The organism is Microvirga mediterraneensis (assembly GCF_013520865.1).
In the GTDB taxonomy this organism is placed as follows: domain Bacteria; phylum Pseudomonadota; class Alphaproteobacteria; order Rhizobiales; family Beijerinckiaceae; genus Microvirga; species Microvirga mediterraneensis.
In genome coordinates this window covers 2816008-2837928 of the sequence record NZ_JACDXJ010000001.1, presented here as the reverse complement: position 1 = coordinate 2837928, position 21921 = coordinate 2816008, and the positions used below count along the sequence as shown (strand labels likewise).

20 protein-coding genes are annotated in these 21921 nt (G+C 64.5%); 7 read left to right on the top strand and 13 right to left on the bottom strand.

From position 1 onward, the window contains the following. Window positions 1-75: 75 nt before the first annotated feature. The 3 genes from H0S73_RS13400 (at window position 76) to H0S73_RS13390 (ending at window position 2285) form a co-directional block, all read left to right on the top strand. Window positions 76-414 carry a P-II family nitrogen regulator gene (locus H0S73_RS13400; RefSeq protein ID WP_009490961.1) on the top strand — a complete coding sequence of 113 codons (339 nt, stop codon included), beginning with the start codon at window positions 76-78 and terminating at the stop codon, window positions 412-414. A 69-nt stretch (window positions 415-483) separates the two neighbouring features. Beyond that, window positions 484-1893: a type I glutamate--ammonia ligase gene (gene glnA, locus H0S73_RS13395; RefSeq protein WP_181052633.1), complete on the top strand. Its 1410-nt coding sequence runs from the start codon at window positions 484-486 to the stop codon at window positions 1891-1893. Between the two features lie 221 nt (window positions 1894-2114). After that, the gene (locus H0S73_RS13390) at window positions 2115-2285 is read left to right on the top strand and encodes a hypothetical protein (protein ID WP_181052632.1); all 171 of its coding nucleotides are present in this window, start codon (window positions 2115-2117) and stop codon (window positions 2283-2285) included. A 64-nt stretch (window positions 2286-2349) separates the two neighbouring features. On the opposite strand, the gene H0S73_RS13385 is transcribed toward H0S73_RS13390, so the two are convergent. The 3 genes from H0S73_RS13385 to H0S73_RS13375 all read right to left on the bottom strand — a co-directional run bounded on the left by H0S73_RS13385 (window position 2350) and on the right by H0S73_RS13375 (window position 4424). Next, window positions 2350-2700, bottom strand: coding sequence for a VOC family protein (locus H0S73_RS13385; RefSeq protein WP_181052631.1), 351 nt, complete (start codon window positions 2698-2700; stop codon window positions 2350-2352). An 84-nt stretch (window positions 2701-2784) separates the two neighbouring features. Continuing rightward, window positions 2785-3414 carry an outer membrane protein gene (locus tag H0S73_RS13380; RefSeq protein ID WP_181052630.1) on the bottom strand — a complete coding sequence of 210 codons (630 nt, stop codon included), beginning with the start codon at window positions 3412-3414 and terminating at the stop codon, window positions 2785-2787. 311 nt (window positions 3415-3725) lie between these two features. Then, complete coding sequence (locus H0S73_RS13375) at window positions 3726-4424, bottom strand: alpha/beta fold hydrolase (protein WP_181052629.1); 699 nt, start codon at window positions 4422-4424, stop codon at window positions 3726-3728. 188 nt (window positions 4425-4612) lie between these two features. On the opposite strand from H0S73_RS13375, the gene H0S73_RS13370 reads away from it, so the two are divergent. After that, entirely contained in the window at window positions 4613-6097 is a 1485-nt protein-coding gene (locus H0S73_RS13370) for a DEAD/DEAH box helicase (protein ID WP_181052628.1), read from the top strand. Here the strand turns inward: H0S73_RS13370 and H0S73_RS13365 are convergent. From H0S73_RS13365 to H0S73_RS13355, 3 genes are all read right to left on the bottom strand, one after another. Next, window positions 6087-6470, bottom strand: coding sequence for a TfoX/Sxy family protein (locus tag H0S73_RS13365; RefSeq protein WP_181052627.1), 384 nt, complete (start codon window positions 6468-6470; stop codon window positions 6087-6089). The two genes, H0S73_RS13370 and H0S73_RS13365, sit on opposite strands and share 11 nt — an antisense overlap. A gap of 18 nt (window positions 6471-6488) precedes the next feature. Next, the gene (locus H0S73_RS13360; protein ID WP_181052626.1) at window positions 6489-6869 is read right to left on the bottom strand and encodes a HesB/IscA family protein; all 381 of its coding nucleotides are present in this window, start codon (window positions 6867-6869) and stop codon (window positions 6489-6491) included. A 160-nt stretch (window positions 6870-7029) separates the two neighbouring features. Further along, window positions 7030-8250 carry an FAD-dependent oxidoreductase gene (locus tag H0S73_RS13355; RefSeq protein ID WP_181052625.1) on the bottom strand — a complete coding sequence of 407 codons (1221 nt, stop codon included), beginning with the start codon at window positions 8248-8250 and terminating at the stop codon, window positions 7030-7032. A gap of 199 nt (window positions 8251-8449) precedes the next feature. Between H0S73_RS13355 and H0S73_RS13350 the strand changes: the two genes are divergently transcribed. Further along, window positions 8450-9202: an SDR family oxidoreductase gene (locus tag H0S73_RS13350; RefSeq protein WP_246388880.1), complete on the top strand. Its 753-nt coding sequence runs from the start codon at window positions 8450-8452 to the stop codon at window positions 9200-9202. A gap of 155 nt (window positions 9203-9357) precedes the next feature. On the opposite strand, the gene H0S73_RS13345 is transcribed toward H0S73_RS13350, so the two are convergent. The 6 genes from H0S73_RS13345 to H0S73_RS13320 all read right to left on the bottom strand — a co-directional run bounded on the left by H0S73_RS13345 (window position 9358) and on the right by H0S73_RS13320 (window position 16022). Continuing rightward, window positions 9358-9732: an SUF system Fe-S cluster assembly protein gene (locus H0S73_RS13345; protein ID WP_181054332.1), complete on the bottom strand. Its 375-nt coding sequence runs from the start codon at window positions 9730-9732 to the stop codon at window positions 9358-9360. Window positions 9733-9751: 19 nt separating this feature from the next. Continuing rightward, window positions 9752-10981, bottom strand: coding sequence for a cysteine desulfurase (locus H0S73_RS13340; protein ID WP_425488194.1), 1230 nt, complete (start codon window positions 10979-10981; stop codon window positions 9752-9754). A 124-nt stretch (window positions 10982-11105) separates the two neighbouring features. Next, window positions 11106-12419, bottom strand: coding sequence for a Fe-S cluster assembly protein SufD (sufD, locus tag H0S73_RS13335; RefSeq protein ID WP_181052623.1), 1314 nt, complete (start codon window positions 12417-12419; stop codon window positions 11106-11108). A 1-nt stretch (window position 12420) separates the two neighbouring features. Then, complete coding sequence (sufC, locus tag H0S73_RS13330; RefSeq protein WP_009490946.1) at window positions 12421-13173, bottom strand: Fe-S cluster assembly ATPase SufC; 753 nt, start codon at window positions 13171-13173, stop codon at window positions 12421-12423. A gap of 134 nt (window positions 13174-13307) precedes the next feature. Continuing rightward, the gene (sufB, locus tag H0S73_RS13325; protein ID WP_181052622.1) at window positions 13308-14780 is read right to left on the bottom strand and encodes a Fe-S cluster assembly protein SufB; all 1473 of its coding nucleotides are present in this window, start codon (window positions 14778-14780) and stop codon (window positions 13308-13310) included. A 69-nt stretch (window positions 14781-14849) separates the two neighbouring features. Then, complete coding sequence (locus H0S73_RS13320; protein WP_181052621.1) at window positions 14850-16022, bottom strand: cysteine desulfurase family protein; 1173 nt, start codon at window positions 16020-16022, stop codon at window positions 14850-14852. A gap of 233 nt (window positions 16023-16255) precedes the next feature. Between H0S73_RS13320 and H0S73_RS13315 the strand changes: the two genes are divergently transcribed. Then, the gene (locus tag H0S73_RS13315; RefSeq protein WP_181052620.1) at window positions 16256-16924 is read left to right on the top strand and encodes an alpha/beta hydrolase; all 669 of its coding nucleotides are present in this window, start codon (window positions 16256-16258) and stop codon (window positions 16922-16924) included. A gap of 81 nt (window positions 16925-17005) precedes the next feature. Then, on the top strand, window positions 17006-18268 hold the full coding sequence (gene tyrS, locus H0S73_RS13310; protein ID WP_181052619.1) for a tyrosine--tRNA ligase: 1263 nt from the start codon (window positions 17006-17008) through the stop codon (window positions 18266-18268). A 142-nt stretch (window positions 18269-18410) separates the two neighbouring features. Here the strand turns inward: tyrS and H0S73_RS13305 are convergent, their stop codons facing one another. Next, window positions 18411-21872 (bottom strand): YhdP family protein, encoded by a 3462-nt coding sequence (locus H0S73_RS13305; protein ID WP_181052618.1) that lies wholly within the window; start codon window positions 21870-21872, stop codon window positions 18411-18413. Between the last annotated feature and the right edge of the window lie 49 nt (window positions 21873-21921).

The window sequence follows — 21921 nt, the reverse complement described above, 5'->3', positions numbered from 1 at the left end:
AATCGACGACCGCATGGAAGGCGCTCCGGGCTGGTGCTAAAAGCGGCAAAACCTCGAACGAAACGGTTGACCGGGATGAAGAAGATCGAAGCCATCATCAAGCCCTTCAAGCTCGATGAAGTCAAAGAAGCTCTCCAGGAAGTCGGCCTTCAGGGCATCACCGTGATCGAGGCGAAGGGCTTCGGCCGCCAGAAGGGCCACACCGAGCTCTATCGCGGCGCGGAATACGTCGTGGACTTCCTCCCCAAGGTGAAGCTCGAGATCGTCCTCAACGACGACATGGCCGAGAGCGCCATCGAGGCCATCCGCAAGGCCGCTCAGACCGGCCGTATCGGCGACGGCAAGATTTTCGTTTCGACGGTCGAGGAGGCCGTTCGCATCCGCACGGGCGAGACCGGATCCGACGCGATCTAAGCTCGCTTTCCCAAGCCAAGGCCTCCGGGCCGAGGACTATCTCTAAGGGCAGAAGAGGACCAGACGATCATGCAGACCGCCAAGGATGTGCTCAAGGCGATCAAAGATAACGACGTCCAATACGTCGACTTCCGTTTCACCGACCCGCGCGGCAAGTGGCAGCATGTGACGTTCGACGTCTCGATGGTCGACGAGGACATGTTCGCCGACGGCATCATGTTCGACGGTTCGTCCATCGCCGGCTGGAAGGCGATCAACGAGTCCGACATGACCCTCATGCCCGACCCGACGACCGCCCAGATGGACCCGTTCTTCTCGGCCTCCACCATGGTCATCAACTGCGACATTCTCGAGCCGGCCACGGGCGAGCCCTATAACCGCGATCCGCGCGGCATTGCCAAGAAGGCCGAGGCCTATCTGCAGTCCACGGGCATCGCCGACACGGTCTATGTCGGCCCCGAGGCCGAGTTCTTCGTGTTCGACGACGTGAAGTTCATGGCCGACCCCTACAACACCGGCTTCAAGCTCGATTCCTCCGAGCTGCCGATCAACGGCGACACGCCGTACGAAGGCGGCAACCTGGGTCACCGCATCCCCATCAAGGGCGGCTACTTCCCGGTTCCCCCGCTCGATTCCGCTCAGGACATGCGCGGCGAGATGCTGGCCGCCATGAAGGCCATGGGCGTCACGGTCGAGAAGCACCATCATGAGGTCGCCTCCGCCCAGCACGAGCTCGGCACGAAGTTCAACACCCTCGTGCGCACCGCCGACGAGATGCAGATCTACAAGTACTGCATCCACAACGTCGCCCAGTCCTACGGCAAGACGGCCACCTTCATGCCGAAGCCGGTCTATGGCGACAACGGCTCGGGCATGCACGTGCACCAGTCCCTGTGGAAGGGCGGCAAGCCCCTCTTCGCGGGCAACAAGTATGCCGACCTCAGCCAGGAATGCCTGTGGTACATCGGCGGCATCATCAAGCACGCCAAGGCGCTGAACGCCTTCACCAACCCGTCGACGAACTCCTACAAGCGTCTCGTTCCCGGCTACGAGGCTCCGGTCCTTCTGGCCTACTCGGCCCGTAACCGTTCGGCCTCCTGCCGTATTCCGTGGACGACCTCGCCGAAGGCCAAGCGCGTCGAGATTCGCTTCCCCGATCCGACCGCCAACCCGTACCTCGCTTTTACGGCGATCATGATGGCCGGCCTGGACGGCATCCTGAACAAGATCGATCCCGGCCAGGCAATGGACAAGGATCTCTACGATCTGCCTCCGCGCGAGCTGAAGAAGATCCCGACCGTGTGCGGCAGCTTGCGCGAAGCCCTCGCCAGCCTCGACAAGGACCGCGCGTTCCTCAAGGCCGGCGGCGTGTTCACCGACGACTTCATCGACAGCTACATCGAGCTGAAGATGACGGAGGTCGCCCGCTTCGAGATGACCCCGCATCCGGTCGAGTTCCAGATGTACTATTCCGTCTGATCGGACGCACTTTCCTCCCGGCCGCGGACCCGCGGCCTCCCTTCACCCGGGGCTCGCTTCGAGCCCCGGTTTTTTATTACGTGCCTCCGGATCAGAATCGCGACGCTCGGCCCTTCGCGTCAGATCAGGCGCCATATCGGACCGGAGGCGTTTTCCGGGACAGGCACGAATGGAGGTGCCGATATATCTCGGCATGATCGCCCTGCCGCATCTGTTTGACGGTGAACCGGACCCGCTTCACCGAACAATGCTCCATTGTGGGAGCCGTCTTCTATGGCCTCGCGGGACTGCAGCATGTGCGCAACGACAAGCGGGCCCGATGGGAGACCATCGACACGGCGTCCGCCCTGTTCATCGCGGCCATCGCGATTCTCTACCTGATCGCCGCATGAGCGGGCGGGAGATTCGGATCAGGGGTCGATCAAGCTGCTTTGCGCCCGGCCCCGATCCCACCTCTCAACGGTGCACCAGGATGTTGACGAGGCGTCCGAACGGGTCACGGACAAAGAAGCGGGTCACGCCCCACGGCTCGGAGGCCGGACCGTACTCGATCTCGAACCCGGCGGCCTGCATCTTCCGCTGAATGTCGGGCAGGTCGTCGACCTCGATGGATAGGTCGGGCACGGGCGTCCCCGATCCGCCCTCGGTCATCATGCTGATCTGTGGCGTCATGCTGCCTTTGGCCGTAAAGGTCATGATCCACCCGAGATCCATAGCGACGCTCATCCCGAGCACATCGCCATAGAAGACCTTCGCGGCATCGACCCGATCGACTGCCACATTCGCAACGATGCGCCTCACGGCCATGACCTGTCCCTTCGTATGAGCCTCGGACGCAAAAAAGGCCCGGTGTCGCCACCGGGCCTTTCCTTATCGCCGAAGCGACGGATCTTAGTAGGTGCCGAAGCGGAAGTTCAGACCAGCGCGAACCACACCGAACTCGGCATCGTTGTTGATGCCCAGGAAGTTGTCGTCCTGATCGAGGTTCACGTACAGACCTTCGACCTTGGCCGACAGGTTGTTGGTGATGGCGTACTCGATACCACCACCGACGGTCCAGCCCGTGGCGCCGTCAGCGAAGGCGAAACCGCCGGTTGCGTAGATCAGGGCGCGGTCGAAGGCCACACCGGCGCGAGCACGAACCGTGCCGAACCAGTCGCTGTTGTTGAAGTCGGCAACGGTGCCGTCAGCGAGGAGGATGTCGTTGCCGCCGAAATCGGCGTACTGGATGTCGCCCTCGAGACCGACCACGAACGAACCGATCTGGAAGTTGTAGCCAGCCTGGGCGCCGCCGACGAAGCCGCCGTCGTCATTGAGGTTGTAACGAACGTTGTTGAAGACGAAGTCGTCGTTCGTGTTCCAACCGTAGCCGGCGTTCACACCGACGTAGAAGCCGGTCCAGGTGAAGACCGGAACGGCAGCGATGACCGGAGCCGGAGCGCGGCGGGACGGAAGGTCAGCAGCCAGAGCGCCGGAGGCGAGGCCGAGGAGGGCAACCGAGGAGAGGAGGATCTTTTTCATTTGTCTTGGTCCATCTGCTAGAAGGATGTGACGCAGCTTGTAGCTCAGACCTGACCTACCGTCTGTCACTTTCCTGCCACAGTTAGGACAAGAAGCGCGTCTTCTCGGATCCGCAACCGAAGATAGGCGGATCACGCCGCATTGCCGACCTGCCTCCAGGGCACATCACGCCAAACCCGCAAACGAAAATGTACCTTTTAGAACAAAAGCTTACGAAAATTTCAAAAGGACCTTCAGACGCCTGGCACGTCCAGTAACCACTTATTGACCATGTCCGCGAGGAGCTTCGCAAGCGGACGTCGGATTTGTGGTTAATTGCGGTCAAGCCATAATTGCATGGCCTGAATCACCCGTTCCGGCTGTTCGAGAGTCGACATGTGCCCTGCGCCCGGGACCACGACCAGCGAGGCCCACTCGATCATCTCTGCCATCTCCCGGGCAATCTCCGGCGGCGTGATCGCATCGCCCTCCCCGACCAGCACCAGAGTCGGGATTTCGACGCCGGGCAGCGAGGGACGCGAGTCGACACGCGCCATGATGGCCCGCTGCTGCCGGATATAGGCGTCAGCTCCCGTCTCCCGCATCATGCCGAGAACGACTTCCTGGAGGTCCTGGTCGCTCCGATGGTCGGGATGGACGAGGCGGGGCCAGAGCGCGGAATGGATTTCGTCGAATCGCCCTGCCTCCGCCAGCGCAATCAACCTCCTTCGATCCTGGCTCGCTTCGGGCGTGTCGGGGCGCGCGCTGGTATCGAGCAAGGCAAGTCTCTCTACCCGATCCGGCGCCTGCCGCATCACCTCCATGGCGATGTAGCCGCCCATGGAGAGTCCCGCGAGAGAGAATGTCCCGGGCACGTCCCGCAGGAGTCCGCCGGCTATCGCGGCAATCGAATCACCCCGGGTGGTGTCAGCCACCACGATGGTGCGGTCTGCCGACAGGGCGGCGACCTGCGGCTCGAAAAGCCGGGCCGTGCAGGCCAATCCGGGAATCAGAACCAGTGTTTCGGCCATTCAAACGTTCCTTTGTCGCCTCTCGGCAAGTTTCCCTGGATTGACAAGCCCATAGCTTGTCCTATGGTCCCGCCACTCCTTAACCTGAGCAAGAACCTCAGGTGAAACCAGTCTCGCGCCTGTTTGTTGCCGTAGAGCGCGGCCGGCACTTAAGAGCGCGCCCAGCCCCTCAACGGTAATTAGCATTCATGTCGTTCGCCGAACTCGGACTTAGCGATAAAGTTCAACAGGCCGTAGCCAGCGCCGGATATACGGAGCCGACGCCGATCCAGGCCCAGGCCATTCCGCACGTCCTCTCCCGCCGCGATGTGCTGGGCATCGCCCAGACCGGCACGGGCAAGACGGCGGCCTTCACGCTGCCGATGCTGACCCTGCTCGAAACCGGGCGGGCCCGGGCGCGCATGCCCCGCACGCTGATCCTCGAGCCGACACGCGAGCTGGCCGCCCAGGTCGAGGAGAACTTCGACAAGTACGGAATCAACCACAAGCTCTCCGTGGCCCTGCTGATCGGCGGCGTGTCGTTCGGCGACCAGGACGCCAAGATCACCCGCGGCGTCGACGTGCTGATCGCCACCCCGGGCCGCCTGCTCGACCATTTCGAGCGCGGCAAGCTCCTGCTCACCGGCGTCGAGCTGCTCGTGATCGACGAAGCCGACCGGATGCTCGACATGGGCTTCATCCCGGATATCGAGCGGATCGTGAAGCTGGTGCCGTTCACCCGCCAGACCCTGTTCTTCTCCGCCACCATGCCGCCGGAGATCCAGCGCCTCGCCGACGCCTTCCTTCACAACCCGGTGAAGGTGGAGGTCGCCCGCGCGGCCTCGACGGCGTCGACGATCACCCAGCGCCTCGTGGCGACGGGCCGCGAGGATTACGAGAAGCGCGAAACCCTGCGCGAGCTGATCCGGGGCGCCACGGACCTGCAGAACGCCATCGTGTTCTGCAACCGCAAGCGCGACGTGGCGGTCCTCCATCGCTCCCTGCAGAAGCACGGGTTCGACGCGGCGGCGCTGCACGGCGACATGGACCAGCATGCCCGCATGGCGGCGCTCGACAGCTTCCGCAGCGGCGAGATGCCGATCCTGGTCGCCAGCGACGTAGCGGCCCGCGGCCTGGACATCCCGGCCGTCAGCCATGTGTTCAACTACGATATTCCGCACCACGCGGAGGATTACGTCCACCGGATCGGCCGTACGGGCCGCGCAGGACGCAGCGGCCAGTCCTTCACGCTCGTGGGTCCGGGCGACGAGAAGTCCCTGGCGGCCATCGAGAAGCTGATCGGCCAGCCGATCGAGTGGCAGGGCCCAACGCTTGCCGAGCGCCCGCCGTCGGAAGGCTCCTCCCGCCGTCGCGGCGGCGGACGGGGCGAGGAGCGCTCGCGCGGCCGCAAGGTCAAGGTCCGGTCTTCCGGCAGGAGCCGTGGACCTTCCGAGGAGGCCCGGGAGGAGACTCCCGTCGCACGCGCGGCCCAGCCGGCCCGCGAGGAGCACGAGGCCCGCAGGCCCCGGCAGGAGCGCCACGAACGCCAGGAGCGCCATGAGCGCTCGTCGGATCGGGGCTACCAGGGACGCTCGCGGCGCGACGACGACATGGACGAGAAGGTGATCGGCCTCGGTGACCACGTGCCGGCCTTCCTCATGCGGCCGGTGACGACGAAGAAGGCTAAGTCGTAGGTTCCGCGGCCGTCGTCCGGGCCGTGCGGGCCCGGCTACCCTTCCGCACCTGGGCGGACTTCGCCCGCCGGGCAGCCGCCACGGCTATGGCGGCCAACTCGGCCGCCTCGTCGGGATCGTCGAGGGCGGATTCCGGCATGAGCCAGTAGCTCATGATGCTCCTGCGGCCGTCCCGGGTCTCGTAAGTGAAGGGCCGCGAGCCCCGATCCCGGAAGAATCCGGCCGTCTCGTCGTCGGCCTTGAGATAGACCTCGCCGGACGCCACCAGGGCGAACATCAGCTCGCCCTGATAGACCCCCTGCCCGCCGAACATCCGGCGGATATGAACCGGGCCGAGGCTGCGGAAGATGTCGCGAAGGTCCTCGGTATCCATGGTGTGATTCCGCTGGCGCTAATTGGCCGATTGAAGGGCCGTGGGCGTCGCCGGCGTGATCGCCACCGACTCGCCGCAGCCGCAGGCCGAGGTCTGGTTCGGATTGTTGAACACGAACTGGGACGACATCTTGCTGGTCTGGAAATCCATCTCCGTGCCGAGCAGGAACAGCACGGCCTTGGGATCGATCAGGACGGTCACGCCCTTGTCCTCGACCACCTCGTCGAGCGGGTTGACGCTTTCCGCGTATTCCATCGTGTAGGACATGCCGGCGCAGCCGCCGTTCTTGACGCCGACGCGCACGCCCACGATGGGACGGTCCGCCTTGCCGATGATGTCCTTGACGCGGCTCGCCGCCGCGTCGGTCAAGGTGACGACCTTGAAGCCGGGTAATGCCATAAGCCTTCTCTCCTGACGGCCGGGTTCAAGGCCCGGGCAGAACGAGTTCCATATGCCATAAATAAGAGCTGGAAGGGCAAACGTCGAGACCGTTTCAGGGTTGCCCCGATGGGCATCGTTCCGACGGGCTTTTCGCCGGTGCAAGAACGGCAATGAGCCGCTACCGGACGTGCTCGGGCCGGAAGCCGATGCCGATGATGCGGGCGGGCAACCGGCGGAACAGCGGCCACCGGGCCAGCAGCCTGACGAGCCAGGGCGCTGAGACGGGCCCCTTGCTGTTCAGGACCGGATCGATCAGCCGGTTCTGCAGCAGGACCTGGAGCCCTTGCGTCATCCGTGTCGGCCATTCGCGCCGCTTCTGCACGAGGGCGAGAGATTCAGGCCCAACCGGCCCCTGTCTCAGCAAGGGTCCCAGGATATTGGCGGTCGCGACCGCATCCTGAATGGCGAGGTTGATACCCACCCCGCCGGCCGGCGACATGGCGTGGGCGGCATCGCCGATGCAGAGGAGGCCCGGCCGGAACCATTGCTTCAGCCGATCCACGGCGACGGTGAGAAGCTTGATATCGTCCCATGATTGCAGCTCCTCGACTCTGCTCCCGAGAAAAGGAGCCAAGCCCGCCAGCTTCGCCCGGAAGGCCGGCAGCCCCTCCTGCCGGAGCCGTTCGACCGTTCCCTTCGGGATCAGATAGGCGCATTGCCAGTACTCGCCGCGGTCGATCATCACCAGCATCTGCCCGGCCTCGATCCGCCCGAGCAACTGGCTGGGATCGCCCGGGAGCTTCGATACCCGCATCCAAAGCACGTCCATGGGCGCGCCGATATCCAGGATCTCGAGACCCGCCTTCTCGCGCATGATCGAGCGCCGCCCGTCGGCCGCCACGACGAGGTCGGCCCGCACCTCGAGAGGACCATCGGGCGTCGAGACCCGCACGCCCACGACCTTGCCTTGCTCTTCGATCAGATCCGTCGCCTCCGCCAGCATCCGCAGGTGGAAATGCGGGTAGGCCCGCGCATGTTCGGCCAGGAAGTCGAGGAAGTCCCATTGCGGCATGAAGGCGATGAACTTGCACCGGGTCGGCAGGTGCGAAAAGTCGCCCAGCTTCAGGGTCTCGCCTCCGATGACGAGACTGACGGCCTGCGTCTCCTGATGCGGCCGGGCGAGAAATTCCTGCAGCAGGCCGAGTTCGTCCATGACCTCGAGAGTCGAGGGATGAATCGTGTCGCCACGAAAATCCCGCAGGAAATCGGCATGCTTTTCGAGGACCAGCACGTCGATCCTCTGCCGGGCGAGCAGGAAGCCCAGCATCATCCCGGCAGGCCCGCCTCCGACGACACAGCAGCGGGCGTGCAGCGCTTCAGGGGATTGAGACGTGTTCATGGGTGATCTCCCGAGCGGCCCGCTCCGAACGTCCATCGCGCGCCCGAAGCCTACAGCTTTTCCGCCCAAGTCCCAATCGGGAGCCGCTTCATCACAGAAATCGGGCACAGGAAACGGGTCGGAAGCAGCCGCCCGATCTGAGATCCAAACCGTGAGCGGAGAGCTCATGAACGAAAGGGACTCAGTTTTGACGACACTTATGAACAAGACCGCCATCGTGACGGGAGCAAGCTCCGGGATCGGCTACGCCACGGCCCGGCTGTTTGCCAGGGAAGGGGCGAACGTCGTCGTGACCGCCCGGCGCTCCGACGCGCTCGACGCGCTCGTGGCCGAGATCGAAAGGGAGGGCGGACATGCCGTCGCCGTTGCCGGCGACATCAAGGACGAAGGCCTGGCCCAAGCCCTCGTCGAGACCGCCATCAGGCGTTTCGGCGGGCTCGATATCGCGTTCAACAATGCGGGCACGAATGGGGAAATGGGACCTACGCCCGGCCTGACGCTTGCCGGCTGGAACGAGACGCTCGCGGTCAATCTCACGGCCGCGTTTCTTGGCGCCAAGCATCAGATCCCGGCCATGCTCGACCGGGGCGGAGGTTCCCTCATCTTCACCTCCACGTTCGTCGGCTACACGGCCGGAATGCCGGGTGTCGCGGCCTACGCTACGAGCAAGTCAGGATTGATCGGGCTCACGCAATCGCTTGCCAGCGAGTTCGGGCCACGTGGAATCCGGGTCAATGCCCTGTTGCCGGGCGGTACCGACACGCCGTTGGCGGAAGCCTGGGTCAGCACCCCCGAAGCCCTTGCCTTCGTTGAGGGGATGCATGCTCTGAAGCGCAGGGCTCATCCTGACGAGATCGCCCGCTCGGCGCTTTACCTCGCCTCCGACGCATCGAGCTTCACCACGGGCACGGCGCTACTCGTCGATGGCGGTGTGTCCATCAACCGGACGTGAATGTTCGGCTCATGAAGCAGCACCGACCTGAGCCTTCGTCCTGAGAAGGTCGGAGGTTGACGAGTCGCACCGGAACGACAACGCGGAGCGTTCCAAAAACGACCATGGCCGGGACGAGCCCGGCCATGACATCGAAGCGAATAAGAGGGCCAAGCTTACCACATGTCGAGGGCGACGCGGGCCTCGTCGGACATGCGGCTCTGGTCCCATGGCGGATCGAAGACCATGTTCACCTTGACGCTCTGGACGCCCTGAACCGTCGCGACGGCATTCTCGACCCAGCCGGGCATCTCGCCCGCGACCGGGCATCCCGGCGCCGTCAGGGTCATGTCGATGACGACGTTGCGGTCATCGTCGATATCGACCCGGTAGATCAGGCCGAGTTCGTAGATGTCAGACGGAATTTCCGGATCGTAGACGGTCTTGAGCGCCGCGATGATGTCGTCCGTCATACGGTCGAGCTCTTCCGGCGGAATCGTCGAGCCCGGGGACACCTGCGGCGCGTTGGGCCCATCCTGGGTCGGGGTCATGTCGTTCACAGGTCAATCCTCAAGCAAACAGGGCTTCCGCCTTCTGGAGGGCTTCCGCCAGCTTATCGACTTCTTGCATGGTGTTGTAGAGGCCAAATGAGGCGCGGCAGGTCGAGGTCGCGCCGAAGCGTTCCAGCAGCGGCATGGCGCAATGGGTGCCGGCCCGGACGGCTACGCCTTGCCGGTCGATGATGGTCGCGACGTCATGAGCGTGAGCGTTCTGCATCTCGAAGGACAGGATGGCGCCCTTGCCCTCGGCGCGGCCGATGATCCGGATCGAGTTCATGGCCCCCAGGCGCTCATGGGCATAGGTGGAAAGCGCCGCCTCGTGCGCCTGGATGTTCTCGCGCCCGAGCTCCATCATGAAGCGCGGGGCCGCATCGAGGCCGATGGCCTCGATGATCGGGGGCGTGCCCGCCTCGAACCGGTGCGGCGGGTCGTTGTAGGTGATCGCGTCCTGCTTCACCTCGCGGATCATCTCGCCGCCGCCCGAGTAGGGCGGCATCTTCGCGAGCCATTCGCGCTTGCCGTAGAGCACGCCGATGCCGGTGGGCCCATAGACCTTGTGGCCGGTGAAGACGTAGAAATCGGCATCCAGGTCGCGCACGTCCACCTGGAGGTGTACGGCACCCTGGGCGCCGTCGATCAGGACCGGGACCCCATGGGCGTGGGCGATGCGGATGATCTCCTTCGCGGGCGTCACGGTGCCGAGCACGTTGGACATGTGCGTGATGGCGACGATCTTGGTGCGCGGCGTGATGAGCTTCTCGAACTCCTCGATGAGGAAGTTGCCCTCGTCGTCCACGGGAGCCCATTTGATGACCGCGCCCTTCCGCTCGCGCAGGAAATGCCACGGCACGATATTGGAATGATGCTCCATGATGGAGAGGACGATCTCGTCGCCCTCCCCGATATTCATGCGGCCGAAGGAATCCGCCACCAGATTGTAGGCTTCCGTCGCCGACTTGGTGAACACGATCTCGTCGATGGATCCGGCATTGAGGAATTCCCGCACGGTTTCCCGCGCCCGCTCGAACCCTTCGGTCGCCACGTTCGCCATGTAGTGCAGGCCGCGATGAACGTTGGAATAGCCCGTCTGCATGGTGTTCACCATGGCGTCGATCACGGCTTTCGGCTTCTGGGCCGAGGCGGCGTTGTCGAGGTAGACGAGCGGCTTGCCATAGACTTGGCTCGCCAGGATCGGGAACTCCGCCCGGATCGCTTCGACGTCGTACGGCTTCATTTGCATGTTCATCGGCTTGACCGTTTCTCTGCCGTCATGGCCGGGCTTGTCCCGGCCACCCACGTCGTCCCACGTCGGCGCGAAGCGAAGACGTGGATGCCCGGCACAAGGCCGGGCATGACGAGGAAGGTTATGCTCGCGCCTTCAGCCAGCCCTCGACCGTGCCGACGAGCGCCTCGCGGACGGTCTCGTTCTCCACGAACTCCAGCGACTCGCCCAGGAAGGCCTGGACCAGGAGGCTTTCGGCCTCCTTCTTCGGCAGTCCACGGGCCATGAGGTAGAACAGGAGATCTTCGTCGAGCTGGCCGCAGGTGGCGCCGTGGGCGCATTGCACGTCGTCGGCGAAGATCTCGAGCTCCGGCTTGTTGTTCATCGAGCCGCCCTCCTCCAGGAGGAGCGCCGCCGACATCATCCGGCCGTCGGTCTTCTGGGCGTGATGCGGAACGATGATCTTGCCCTGGAAGACGCCGGTCGCCTCGTTGTCGATGACCGTCTTGAACAGCTCGCGGCTCTCGCAATGGGGCGCGCCGTGCTCGACCACCAGGGTCGAGTCGCCGTGCTGCGAGCCTTTCAGCATCGTCGCGCCGTTGACGCGCAGATGGGTGTTCTCGCCGTCGAGCACAGCGAAAACCTGATGGCGCGAGGTCGCGGAACCGGCCGTCACGTTGATGCTGTTGAACACGGCCTCGCCGCCGATCTTGGCCGCGAGCGTCGACAGGGCGAGCGCCTTGTCGCCTTCCGCATTGACGCGCACGTGCTGCACATTGGTGCGATCACCCGCGATCATCTCCACCACGTCGTTCGGCTGGTGGTTGGCGCCGTCGGTGCTCTCGTGCGTTTCGAGCAGGGTCACGGACGCCCCCTCCTCCACGACCACGAGAACGCGGGTCGCCGTGGCGATTGCGGAACTCGCCGCCGTCACGAAGCGCAGGTGCACCGGCGTTTCGACCGGCCCGGCCACGCGGATCATGACGCCATCGGCCATGAAGGAGGTGTTGAGCTGGTAGACCGGGTTGTCGTTCGCCCACGGCACCGGGCTCAAGCGCGTCAGCCACTCGTGGCCGTTCGCCAGGGCCTCGGCCAGCGGCACGATCTCGAGGTTCTCGGGCAGCGCGTGGAAATCGACCGCATCGCGCACGAAATGGCCGTTCACGAACGGCACCTGCAGGGCCTGGACACCCGCGAGAGCCTTGGCATTCGCAAGAGCAGCCTTTGCCTCGTCGGAGGAAGGAATACCCGCGAACGGTGCGACCTCGCGCAGGAGGCTTCGCAGATCGGTGTACTTGAACTCTTCGACCCGGCGGTGCGGGAGACCGCGCGAGTTGAACTGCTCGAAGGCCTGAGCGCGAGACTCCCCGTTGCCGGGCAACGCCGTCTTCGCACTCTCGAAAGCCTGCACCAGCGCGGTTTCCGCCGGCGTCTTCATGAGGGTCACGTCAGCCATGTCAGGCGGCCTCGCTTTCCCGGTAATCGGCGTAGCCGTTGGCCTCGAGCTCGAGCGCCAGCTCCTTGCCGCCCGTCTTCACGATGCGGCCCGCATGCATCACGTGCACCGTATCCGGCACGATGTGGTTCAGGAGACGCTGGTAGTGCGTGATGACCAGGAAGGCGCGATCAGGCGAACGCAGGGCGTTCACGCCCTCGGACACGATGCGCAGGGCGTCGATGTCGAGGCCGGAATCGGTCTCGTCGAGGATGCAGAAGGTCGGCTGGAGCAGCGCCATCTGCAGGATCTCCATGCGCTTCTTCTCGCCGCCGGAGAAACCGACATTGAGGGCACGCTTGAGCATGTCCTTCGGAATTTCGAGCTGCTGGGCGGCGGCGTTCACGCGCTTGATGAAGTCCGGAGTGGTCAGCTCCTCTTCGCCGCGCGCCTTACGCTGGGCGTTGAGGGTGGCCTTCAGGAAGGTCATCGAGGCGACGCCGGGGATCTCCAGCGGATACTGGAAGGCCAGGAACACGCCGGCGGCGGCGCGCTGGTCCGGCTCCATCTCCAGCAGGTTCTGGCCGTCGAGCAGGATTTCGCCGTCGAGGACCTCATAATCCTCCTTGCCGGCGATCACATAGGAGAGCGTCGACTTGCCGGAGCCGTTCGGGCCCATGATGGCCGCCACCTCACCCTTGTTCACGGTGAGGTTGAGACCGTTGAGAATGCGCTTGTCCTCGATCTGGACGACGAGATTCTTGATTTCGAGCATTGTGATTTTCCTAAACCCTCATCCTGAGAAGCGCGCTTCCGGCGCGCGTCTCGAAGGATGACTTCAGCGAGACGCCCCTCGTCCTTCGAGACGCCGTCCTTGGCGGCTCCTCAGGATGAGGGGCTGTGAGGCGATTACCCGACCGAGCCTTCCAGCGAGATCGAGATCAGCTTCTGGGCTTCCACGGCGAACTCCATGGGGAGCTGCTGTAGGACGTCCTTCACGAAGCCGTTCACGATGAGCGCCGTCGCCTCCTCTTCCGAGAGGCCGCGCTGCTGGCAGTAGAACATCTGATCTTCGGAGATCTTCGATGTCGTCGCCTCGTGCTCGAAGACGGCGGTGGCGTTCTTCGACTCGATGTAGGGCACCGTATGCGCGCCACACTGATTTCCGATGAGGAGCGAGTCGCAGTTCGTGAAGTTGCGCGCGCCGGTCGCCTTGCGGTGAGCCGAGACCAGACCGCGATAGGTGTTCTCGGAACGGCCAGCCGCGATGCCCTTCGAGATGATCCGGCTCGTGGTGTTCTTGCCGAGATGGATCATCTTGGTGCCGGAATCGACCTGCTGCATGCCGTTCGACACGGCGATCGAGTAGAACTCGCCGCGCGAATTGTCGCCGCGCAGGATGCAGGACGGATACTTCCATGTGATCGCCGAACCCGTCTCCACCTGGGTCCAGGTGATGACCGAGTTCCTGCCACGGCAATCGCCGCGCTTGGTCACGAAGTTGTAGATGCCGCCCCGGCCCTCGGCGTCGCCCGGGTACCAGTTCTGCACCGTGGAGTACTTGATCTCGGCATCGTCGAGGGCGACGAGCTCGACCACGGCGGCGTGAAGCTGGTTCTCGTCGCGCTTGGGCGCCGTGCAGCCTTCGAGATAGGAGACGTAGGAGCCCTTGTCGGCGATGATCAGGGTACGCTCGAACTGGCCGGTATTCTTCTCGTTGATGCGGAAATAGGTCGACAGCTCCATCGGGCAGCGGACGCCCGGCGGGATGTAGACGAACGAGCCGTCGGTGAACACGGCCGAGTTGAGCGTGGCGAAGAAGTTATCCGTGACCGGCACGACCGAGCCGAGGTACTGGCGCACGAGGTCCGGATATTCCCGGATGGCCTCGGAGATCGGCATGAAGATCACGCCGGCCTTCGCGAGCTCTTCCTTGAAGGTCGTGGCGACCGAGACGCTGTCGAACACCGCGTCCACGGCGACCCGGCGCTCCGGCTCGACGCCCGCGAGGATTTCCTGCTCGCGAAGCGGAATGCCGAGCTTCTCGTAGGTCTTGAGAATTTCCGGATCGACCTCGTCGAGGGATTTCGGGGCCGGGTTCTTCTTAGGCGCCGCATAGTAATAGATGTCGTTGTAGTCGATCTTGTCGTACGACACGCGCGCCCAGTTGGGCTCCTTCATGGTGAGCCAGCGCTTATAGGCATCGAGGCGCCACTGGAGCATCCATTCCGGCTCGCCCTTCTTGGCCGAGATGAAGCGGATCACGTCCTCGGAGAGGCCCTTGGGCGACTTCTCCATCTCGACTTCGGTCTCGAAGCCGTACTTGTACTGATCGACGTCGATCAGACGGACCTGATCGATCGTTTCCTGCACTGCAGGCATCTGTCTCTCCCACCGCTCACGGCTTCAAGGGCCGCGGGTTGATGACTGAAGGAACGCGAACCGGCACTCTCAGGCCGCGCTCGCCTTCCGCTTATATAAGGTGCCGACCACCCTTTCGCACGCCTCCGCAAAGCGGATCACGTCCTCTTTCGTGGTCGACCACCCCAAACTCACACGCAAAACACCCTCGGCGAGGGTCGGCTCCACGCCCATGGCGTCGAGCACATGCGATCGCTTGACCTTTCCGGACGAGCAGGCCGAACCGGAGGACAGGGCCACGCCTGCCAGATCGAAGGCGATCAGTGCCGTTTCGGCCTTGAGGCCGGGTATGGCAAAGGCGAAGGTGTTAGGCAACCTTTCCGCAGCGGAAGCCACAACAAGTGCATCCGGGGCGATCCGGCGAACCTGCGCCTCGGCCTCATCCCGCAGGCTCCGCAGCCGTCCCGCTTCCCGGTCCAGGCAAGCCTGAGCCAGCTCGGCCGCGGCGCCGAAGCCCGCGATGGCCGCCACGTTCTCGGTTCCGGCCCTGAACCCCTTCTCCTGCCCGCCGCCACGGATCAGCTTGTCGCCGATCTCGAACTGGTCCGAGGCCAGAATCAGGGCCCCGATTCCCTTCGGGCCACCGATCTTGTGGGCGGAGAGCGTCATCGCATCGACGCCGAGCGCGGCGATATCGACCGGGACCTTGCCCGCCGCCTGAACCGCGTCCGTGTGGATCAGGCCGCCATGCTCGTGGACCAGCCGAGCCGCCTCGGCCACCGGCTGCAGCACCCCGGTCTCGTTGTTGGCGAGCTGAACCGAGACCAGGACCGGCTCGGTACCACCCTTCTCCAGGTGGCTCTTGAGCCAGGCGAGATCAAGGATGCCGTCGCGGTCGACAGGAATAATGCCGACGGCATCGCCAGGGAAGCGATGTCCGTTGAGGACACAGGGATGCTCGACGGCCCCCATCAGAAGCCCTGTCGGCCCGGCCTGCCCCAGGCGCCGGAAGCCCGGCGTCAGGACGAGATTGGCCGCTTCGGTCCCGCCGCTCGTGAAGACGACGTTCTTCGCCTTGGCGCCGACGAGTCGCGCCACCTTTTCCCGGGCTTTTTCGATTTCGGCCCGCGCCGCGCGGCCCTCGGCATGGACAGAGGAGGCATTGCCGGGAAGCTGGAGCGCGCGCACGACCATCTCTGCAACCTCTAGCCGCAGGGGCGAAGTCGCATTATGGTCGAGATAGGTGCGCGGGCTGAACGTCATAGCTGCCCTGAAGCCTCACGAAATTCTTGCAATCGACCCTGGTTGCCGTGCTAAAGCACCCCAACCACATCTGTCCCGTGTTTCTGCCGAGAGCCGTCTTTGCGCGGATCAATGAAACATTGGAACACTTTAGAATAATTCTAAGGGTTCTTTTAGGAGAATCCGCGACCCGAAGTCAAGGTCGTGTCAGGGTTTTCCCTCTCCATGGAGAGGTGATCAAGAGGTTCGCGTATATGCCTGAAGTCATCTTCACGGGTCCTGCCGGTCGCATCGAGGGACGCTACCAGCCTGCCAAGGAAAAGGGCGCGCCCATCGCCATCATCCTGCACCCGCACCCGCAATTCGGCGGGACGATGAACAACCAGATCGTCTATAACCTCTACTATGATTTCGTGAAGCGCGGCTTCTCGGTCCTGCGCTTCAACTTCCGCGGCGTCGGCCGCAGCCAGGGCGCCTTCGACCACGGCCAGGGCGAGCTCTCCGATGCCGCCGCGGCGCTCGACTGGGCCCAGGCCATGAACCCGGACGCCCGCGCCTGCTGGATCGCCGGCGTATCCTTCGGTGCCTGGATCGGCATGCAGCTCCTCATGCGCCGCCCGGAAATCGAGGGCTTCATCTCCATCGCCGCCATGGCGAACCGCTACGATTTCTCGTTCCTCGCCCCCTGCCCGTCCTCCGGCCTGTTCGTGCACGGCTCCGAGGATCGGGTCGCCCCGGTCAAGGACGTGGTCAGCGTCATCGAGAAGGTGAAGACCCAGAAGGGCGTGAAACTCGAGCATGCCGTCATTGACGGTGCCAACCACTTCTTCGACGGCAAGGTCGACGAGCTGATGGTGTCCGTCGACGAGTACCTGGACAAGCGGCTCGGAACGACGGCCGCTCCGGCGGAAGCGTCGGAATAAGAGTTCCGTGTAAGACCAAGAGGAATCGTCCTCTTGGTCTTCCTGCTCCCTTGAGACGACCGATTAGAGACGAGAGCCGCGATGAACGCGCCCCGATCAGAATTCCTCAAAGTCCTCACTGAGCGGGGCTTCATCCACCAGACGTCCGATTTCGACGGAGTGGACGCGGCCGCCCTCGAGAACCGGCTGACGACCTATGTCGGGTACGACTGCACGGGCCCGTCGCTCCATGTGGGCCACCTGCTCTCCATCATGATGCTGCACTGGCTCCAGAAGACGGGCGCCGGCAGGCCGATCACGCTCATGGGCGGCGGCACGACCCGAGTGGGCGACCCCTCGGGCAAGGACGAGAGCCGCAAGCTCCTGACCGTCGAACAGATCGAGGGCAACAAGGAGAGCATCAGGACCGTCTTCTCGCGCTTCATCTCGTTCGGCGACGGCAAGTCCGACGCGATGATGGTCGACAATGCCGAGTGGCTGACCAAGCTCAACTACATCGAGTTCCTGCGCGACGTAGGCCGGCATTTCTCGGTCAACCGCATGCTGTCCTTCGACAGCGTGAAGCTGCGCCTCGACCGGGAGCACGAGCTGTCGTTCCTGGAATTCAACTACATGATCCTCCAGGCCTACGACTTCGTTGAGCTCAACAAGCGTTACGGCTGCGTGCTGCAGATGGGCGGCTCGGACCAGTGGGGCAACATCGTCAACGGCATCGATCTCGGCCGCCGCCTCGGCACGCCGCAGCTCTACGCGGTCACCTGTCCGCTCCTGACGACGGCTTCCGGCGCCAAGATGGGCAAGACGGCATCCGGAGCCGTCTGGCTCAACGCCGACATGCTGAGCCCCTACGATTATTGGCAGTTCTGGCGCAACACCGAGGACGCGGATGTCGGGCGCTTCCTGAAGCTCTTCACCATCCTGCCGTTGGAAGAGATCGCCAAGCTCTCGGCCCTCCAGGGCGCGGAGATCAATGAGGCGAAGAAGGTGCTGGCGACGGAAGCCACGGCCCTCCTCCATGGCCGCGAGGCCGCGCTGCTCGCCGCCGAGACGGCACAGAAGACCTTCGAGCAGGGCGCGCTGGCCGAGAGCCTGCCGACCGTCGAAGTGCAGTCAGGAATCCTGCAGGACGGACTCGGCGTGCTGACGGCCTTCGGCCCCGATTACGCGAAGCTCGTGCCGTCATCGAGCGAAGCGCGCCGCCAGGTGAAGAGCGGCGGCCTGAAGGTGAACGACGAAACGGTCTCGGACGAACGCGCCACGCTGAGCCTGTCCGACCTGACGAGCGAAGGCGTGATCAAGCTGTCCTTCGGCAAGAAGAAGCACGTCCTCCTGCGCGCCGTCTGAGCGCCCCCCAACGTCATGGCCGACCTTGTGCCCGGCCATCTCGATTGTGTGAAGCACCGCGCTCTAGGGAAGCGAGATCACCGGCACGAGGCCGGTGATGACAAATGGCAAGCCCTGCCCCGTTTCGTCTGCGCTCGAAGCCCTAACGCTCCGGCACAGTCGGCAGCGAGCCGGTCTGTGGATCCGCTCCCACGCCGAAGAGCTTGCGCAGGAAGCCGGGGGCGACGGCCGAGAGCGGATTGACCGTGAGGGACGGCGAACTCGCCTGTCCGTTCAGGCGGAAATTGACCGCGAACAATCCCTCGTACTGGCCCCCGCCCAAGAGCGGCCCGAAGAGCGGCACCTGGGCGAAGACGTTGTTGAGGCCATAAGCGGGCACGAAGGTGCCGGCGATATCGAGCCGGTCGCGGGCGTAATCGATGAAGCCGCCGAGCGTAAACCCGATCTGGTTGCCCCAGATGGCAGCGTCCTTGAAATCGAGCCGGCCGGAATTGCGGGTGAATTCGAGCCGGGCCTTGGTGAACTGCACCTCGTTCACGTCCACGCGCACCGCCTGCGGATTGCCGGCCCGGTCCTGTCCGGCAACGATCTGCGTCTGGGTCGGGATGATCCGGCGAAGGGCCGGTTCGTTGACGAGGGCGAACGAGTGGAGGATCACATGCCCGGCCTGCGGGCCGTCGCCGGTGGCGAGCTGGAGGATGAGGTCGCCGCCAGACATGCGTCGGTACACATCGGTGAAGCGCAGGAGCGCGCCGGCATCTTCCGCCTGCAGGATCACGACCTGGTTGCCGGCATCCGGCATGGTTCGCCCGATGACGTCGGTGGCGCCGAGCCGCCCCTTCATATCGAGCTGGCGCAGGTTGTCCTTGCGCACGGAGGCCTTGATCACCGCGTTGGTGATCGCCTCCTCGTTATAGCCGGTCAGAATGTTCAGGTTGAGATCGAGGTCGAAATCCTTACCGTCCTTCTGGGCGGCCGCATTCCGGCCGGACGCGGCGGAGCCCGTCGCGCCGCCTTTTACGAAGGGACGGGCATCGCCCACATTGCCTCGGATCGCGACCTTGTAGACGTTGTTGGCGCGCTCGACCTGGGCGCGCATGTCGTCGCCCGGGGAGAGCTTGAAGGTCGAGAGTTCGGCCCTTTCCAAGCCGCCTTCGCTCGTGAGAACCGCATTGCCCTTCAACTGCACCGCGCCGCTCTCGAGAACCAGATCCCGGATCTCGTTGGACGGCCCCTCGACCATGGTAAAGGCCAGCTTTCCCGGCCGACCGACCGGCTTCACCCAGCCGGGGATCAGCTGATCGACCCCGGCCTTGGCAAGATCCGCTTCGACCAGGATGTTCGACGGAGCCGAGGCACCGAGCGGCAGGCTAGCCTTCAGGCCGATCGTTCCCGTGAGCTGGGAGCCGAAGGAGAGTCCTCGCCGGCTGCGGGCCGCTTCGTCGAGGGAGAACGCGACGCTGGCCTGGCCGCCCTGCCGGTTCTTCTGCAGATCGATGGCGGCCTGGCTTCCGGCGAGCTTGCCTTCGCCTTTGACGGCGAGCTCGCCCTTGTCGTAGGCGACCGTCAGGTTGGCGCCTTCCAGGCGGTCCTTGCCGAAGAACTTGTCGACGGCGAAATCATTGATCGTTCCGCTGACCTTCAGGGGCAGGTCGGCGAAGGGCGGAATGTCGTTGACGGGGAGCCCGATGCCGACACGCAGATCCGCCTTGCCCTTCATCGTCGCGGGATCGATGTTGAAGCCCGCGATTTCCTTGATGCGGGGCTCCAGCAGAAGGGCACCCAATCCGTCGGCTCCGCCGCCGAGGCGAAAATCGATGCGGGCCAGGGCCCTGTCGTCCCAGTAATTGTCGAGGACGAAAGCTCCATCCGAGGCCGCCAGGGAGTGGCCCTCCGCCATCTGGACCAGCCCGGTCGATGCGCGTACGCCGACCTGCTTGCCGGTCACGCGTCCGATCACGTTCATGCCGGAGATCGGCGGCAGGCCGTCGGCGACCTGGAGGGTGCCGTCGGAAATGGTGAAATCGATCTTCAAGGACTCGGGCGGCGTCGGGCCGCCCGAGACAGCCTTCGCGATGTCCGCGCCACTCATCGCCACCTTGAGATCGATGGCGTCCAGCATCCCCGCCTTCAGGTTGGACACGAGGAACCGCCGGACCGGAGGGGCGACCGCCTCGGGCCAGATGCGCAGCGCGGACCGGATGTTGGTCCTGTCGGCGTGGACATCCAGGTGAAGGCCCTTCGGGTCAGCGGAGGCCGCCAGAATACCGGAGATGCGGGCCGACAGCTCGGGACCTTTCAGGGTGACGCTGTTGATCTTGATGCCGTCCGGGCCGGACAGGTCTGCGGCGAACTCGCTCACCTGAAGCGGGCGATCGCCCGGTGTCGCACCGGACCATTGGAGATCGCGCCCGCTGAGCGAGAGATGCCATGGCTTGTCGGCGCTGTGCGTTGCCAGGCGCCCCTGGAGCCGCAGCTTCGTATCGCCGCCCTTCAGGTCGAGTTGCTGGAGTTCGAGGGCCTTCTCGGCCTCGTTCCACTGCGCCTCGATCGTGGCGTGCTCCACCGGGAAGGGCGACGTGTCCTTGTCCTCGATCTGGAACGTGCCCGAATTGCTTTCGAGCCGCGTCTTCAGCTCCGTAACCCGCCCCGCCGCAAAGGCGATGTCGAAACGGCCGGAGAACTCGATATCGGTGCTCGCCGGCAGCTCGGAGGCTCCGGCGAGGAGGAGAATGTCCTTGATCGGCACTTCCCTGGCGACCACGCCGGCGCGATAGGCCCCATCACCCTCCACGACGGCGTCGCCGTTGAGCTCCCAGGGCCCCTGATCCCCTTCGACCGTCGCGGCGAACTGCCGTCCGCCCTTGTCCGTCCAGTCGAAGGTGGCGTCGACACGCTGGAACCTGGCCCTTTCCCGACCATCCGCATCGACGAAGACGAGGCGCGCGTTGGTCAGCTCGGCCTGGCCGAGCGAATTGAGGACGCTCCCCGGCCCGACCATGAGTTCAAGCAGCGATCCGACGACCCCCGACACGGGAGAAGGACCATCGGCATCGCGCGCCAGGGAGGCCGCCGCTTCCTTGGACGGCTCCGGCGCGACGGGCGGGGGCGAAGCCGCCGCCTCGCCCTCGGCGGTCTGGACGGGCGAGAAGGCGAGCGAGCCGTCCCGGTTCACGAGGACCCGCAATTGCAGGTCGCGGACCGTGATGGACTTGGGCTGAAGGTTGCCGGTGAGAAGGGACGTGAGATTGACGCTGAAGATCGCGTACGGCGCCCGCAGGACGAGATCGCCGCCGGGCGCCCGGATATCGAGACCGTTCGCGCGCAAGGCCGGCGAGCCGTCGTGGAGCTCGATGGCGGTGTTTCGGAGCGTCACGTTCCAGCCGGGCCCGATCCGGGACGCGAGGGCTTCGGCAACCCGCTCCGGCAGGCGTCCGAAGCTCATGGGGGCTGCGGAAAGACGCAGGTAGAGCAGGCCGAACGCGGCGACCAGGAAGACGACGAGGCCAAGCTTCACATAAAGAGTGCCACGAAGAACGCGCTTGAGTAGGCTCCGTTTGACCGGGTCTTGCCGGGACAACGTGGTGCGAAATGGACGCTTCATTCTTGTGACGTTGGACAATCCGGTTCTTGCGCCTGGGCGCGTATAGGGG

What these genes read in the sequence shown, in the direction of transcription:
- H0S73_RS13400 (WP_009490961.1), top strand. Translation starts at nt 76, where the DNA reads ATGAAGAAGATCGAAGCCATCATCAAGCCCTTCAAGCTCGATGAAGTC.
- glnA (WP_181052633.1), top strand. Translation starts at nt 484, where the DNA reads ATGCAGACCGCCAAGGATGTGCTCAAGGCGATCAAAGATAACGACGTC.
- H0S73_RS13385 (WP_181052631.1), bottom strand. Translation starts at nt 2,700, where the DNA reads ATGGCCGTGAGGCGCATCGTTGCGAATGTGGCAGTCGATCGGGTCGAT.
- H0S73_RS13380 (WP_181052630.1), bottom strand. Translation starts at nt 3,414, where the DNA reads ATGAAAAAGATCCTCCTCTCCTCGGTTGCCCTCCTCGGCCTCGCCTCC.
- H0S73_RS13375 (WP_181052629.1), bottom strand. Translation starts at nt 4,424, where the DNA reads ATGGCCGAAACACTGGTTCTGATTCCCGGATTGGCCTGCACGGCCCGG.
- H0S73_RS13370 (WP_181052628.1), top strand. Translation starts at nt 4,613, where the DNA reads ATGTCGTTCGCCGAACTCGGACTTAGCGATAAAGTTCAACAGGCCGTA.
- H0S73_RS13365 (WP_181052627.1), bottom strand. Translation starts at nt 6,470, where the DNA reads ATGGATACCGAGGACCTTCGCGACATCTTCCGCAGCCTCGGCCCGGTT.
- H0S73_RS13360 (WP_181052626.1), bottom strand. Translation starts at nt 6,869, where the DNA reads ATGGCATTACCCGGCTTCAAGGTCGTCACCTTGACCGACGCGGCGGCG.
- H0S73_RS13355 (WP_181052625.1), bottom strand. Translation starts at nt 8,250, where the DNA reads ATGAACACGTCTCAATCCCCTGAAGCGCTGCACGCCCGCTGCTGTGTC.
- H0S73_RS13350 (WP_246388880.1), top strand. Translation starts at nt 8,450, where the DNA reads ATGAACAAGACCGCCATCGTGACGGGAGCAAGCTCCGGGATCGGCTAC.
- H0S73_RS13345 (WP_181054332.1), bottom strand. Translation starts at nt 9,732, where the DNA reads ATGACCCCGACCCAGGATGGGCCCAACGCGCCGCAGGTGTCCCCGGGC.
- H0S73_RS13340 (WP_425488194.1), bottom strand. Translation starts at nt 10,981, where the DNA reads ATGCAAATGAAGCCGTACGACGTCGAAGCGATCCGGGCGGAGTTCCCG.
- sufD (WP_181052623.1), bottom strand. Translation starts at nt 12,419, where the DNA reads ATGGCTGACGTGACCCTCATGAAGACGCCGGCGGAAACCGCGCTGGTG.
- sufC (WP_009490946.1), bottom strand. Translation starts at nt 13,173, where the DNA reads ATGCTCGAAATCAAGAATCTCGTCGTCCAGATCGAGGACAAGCGCATT.
- sufB (WP_181052622.1), bottom strand. Translation starts at nt 14,780, where the DNA reads ATGCCTGCAGTGCAGGAAACGATCGATCAGGTCCGTCTGATCGACGTC.
- H0S73_RS13320 (WP_181052621.1), bottom strand. Translation starts at nt 16,022, where the DNA reads ATGACGTTCAGCCCGCGCACCTATCTCGACCATAATGCGACTTCGCCC.
- H0S73_RS13315 (WP_181052620.1), top strand. Translation starts at nt 16,256, where the DNA reads ATGCCTGAAGTCATCTTCACGGGTCCTGCCGGTCGCATCGAGGGACGC.
- tyrS (WP_181052619.1), top strand. Translation starts at nt 17,006, where the DNA reads ATGAACGCGCCCCGATCAGAATTCCTCAAAGTCCTCACTGAGCGGGGC.
- H0S73_RS13305 (WP_181052618.1), bottom strand. Translation starts at nt 21,872, where the DNA reads ATGAAGCGTCCATTTCGCACCACGTTGTCCCGGCAAGACCCGGTCAAA.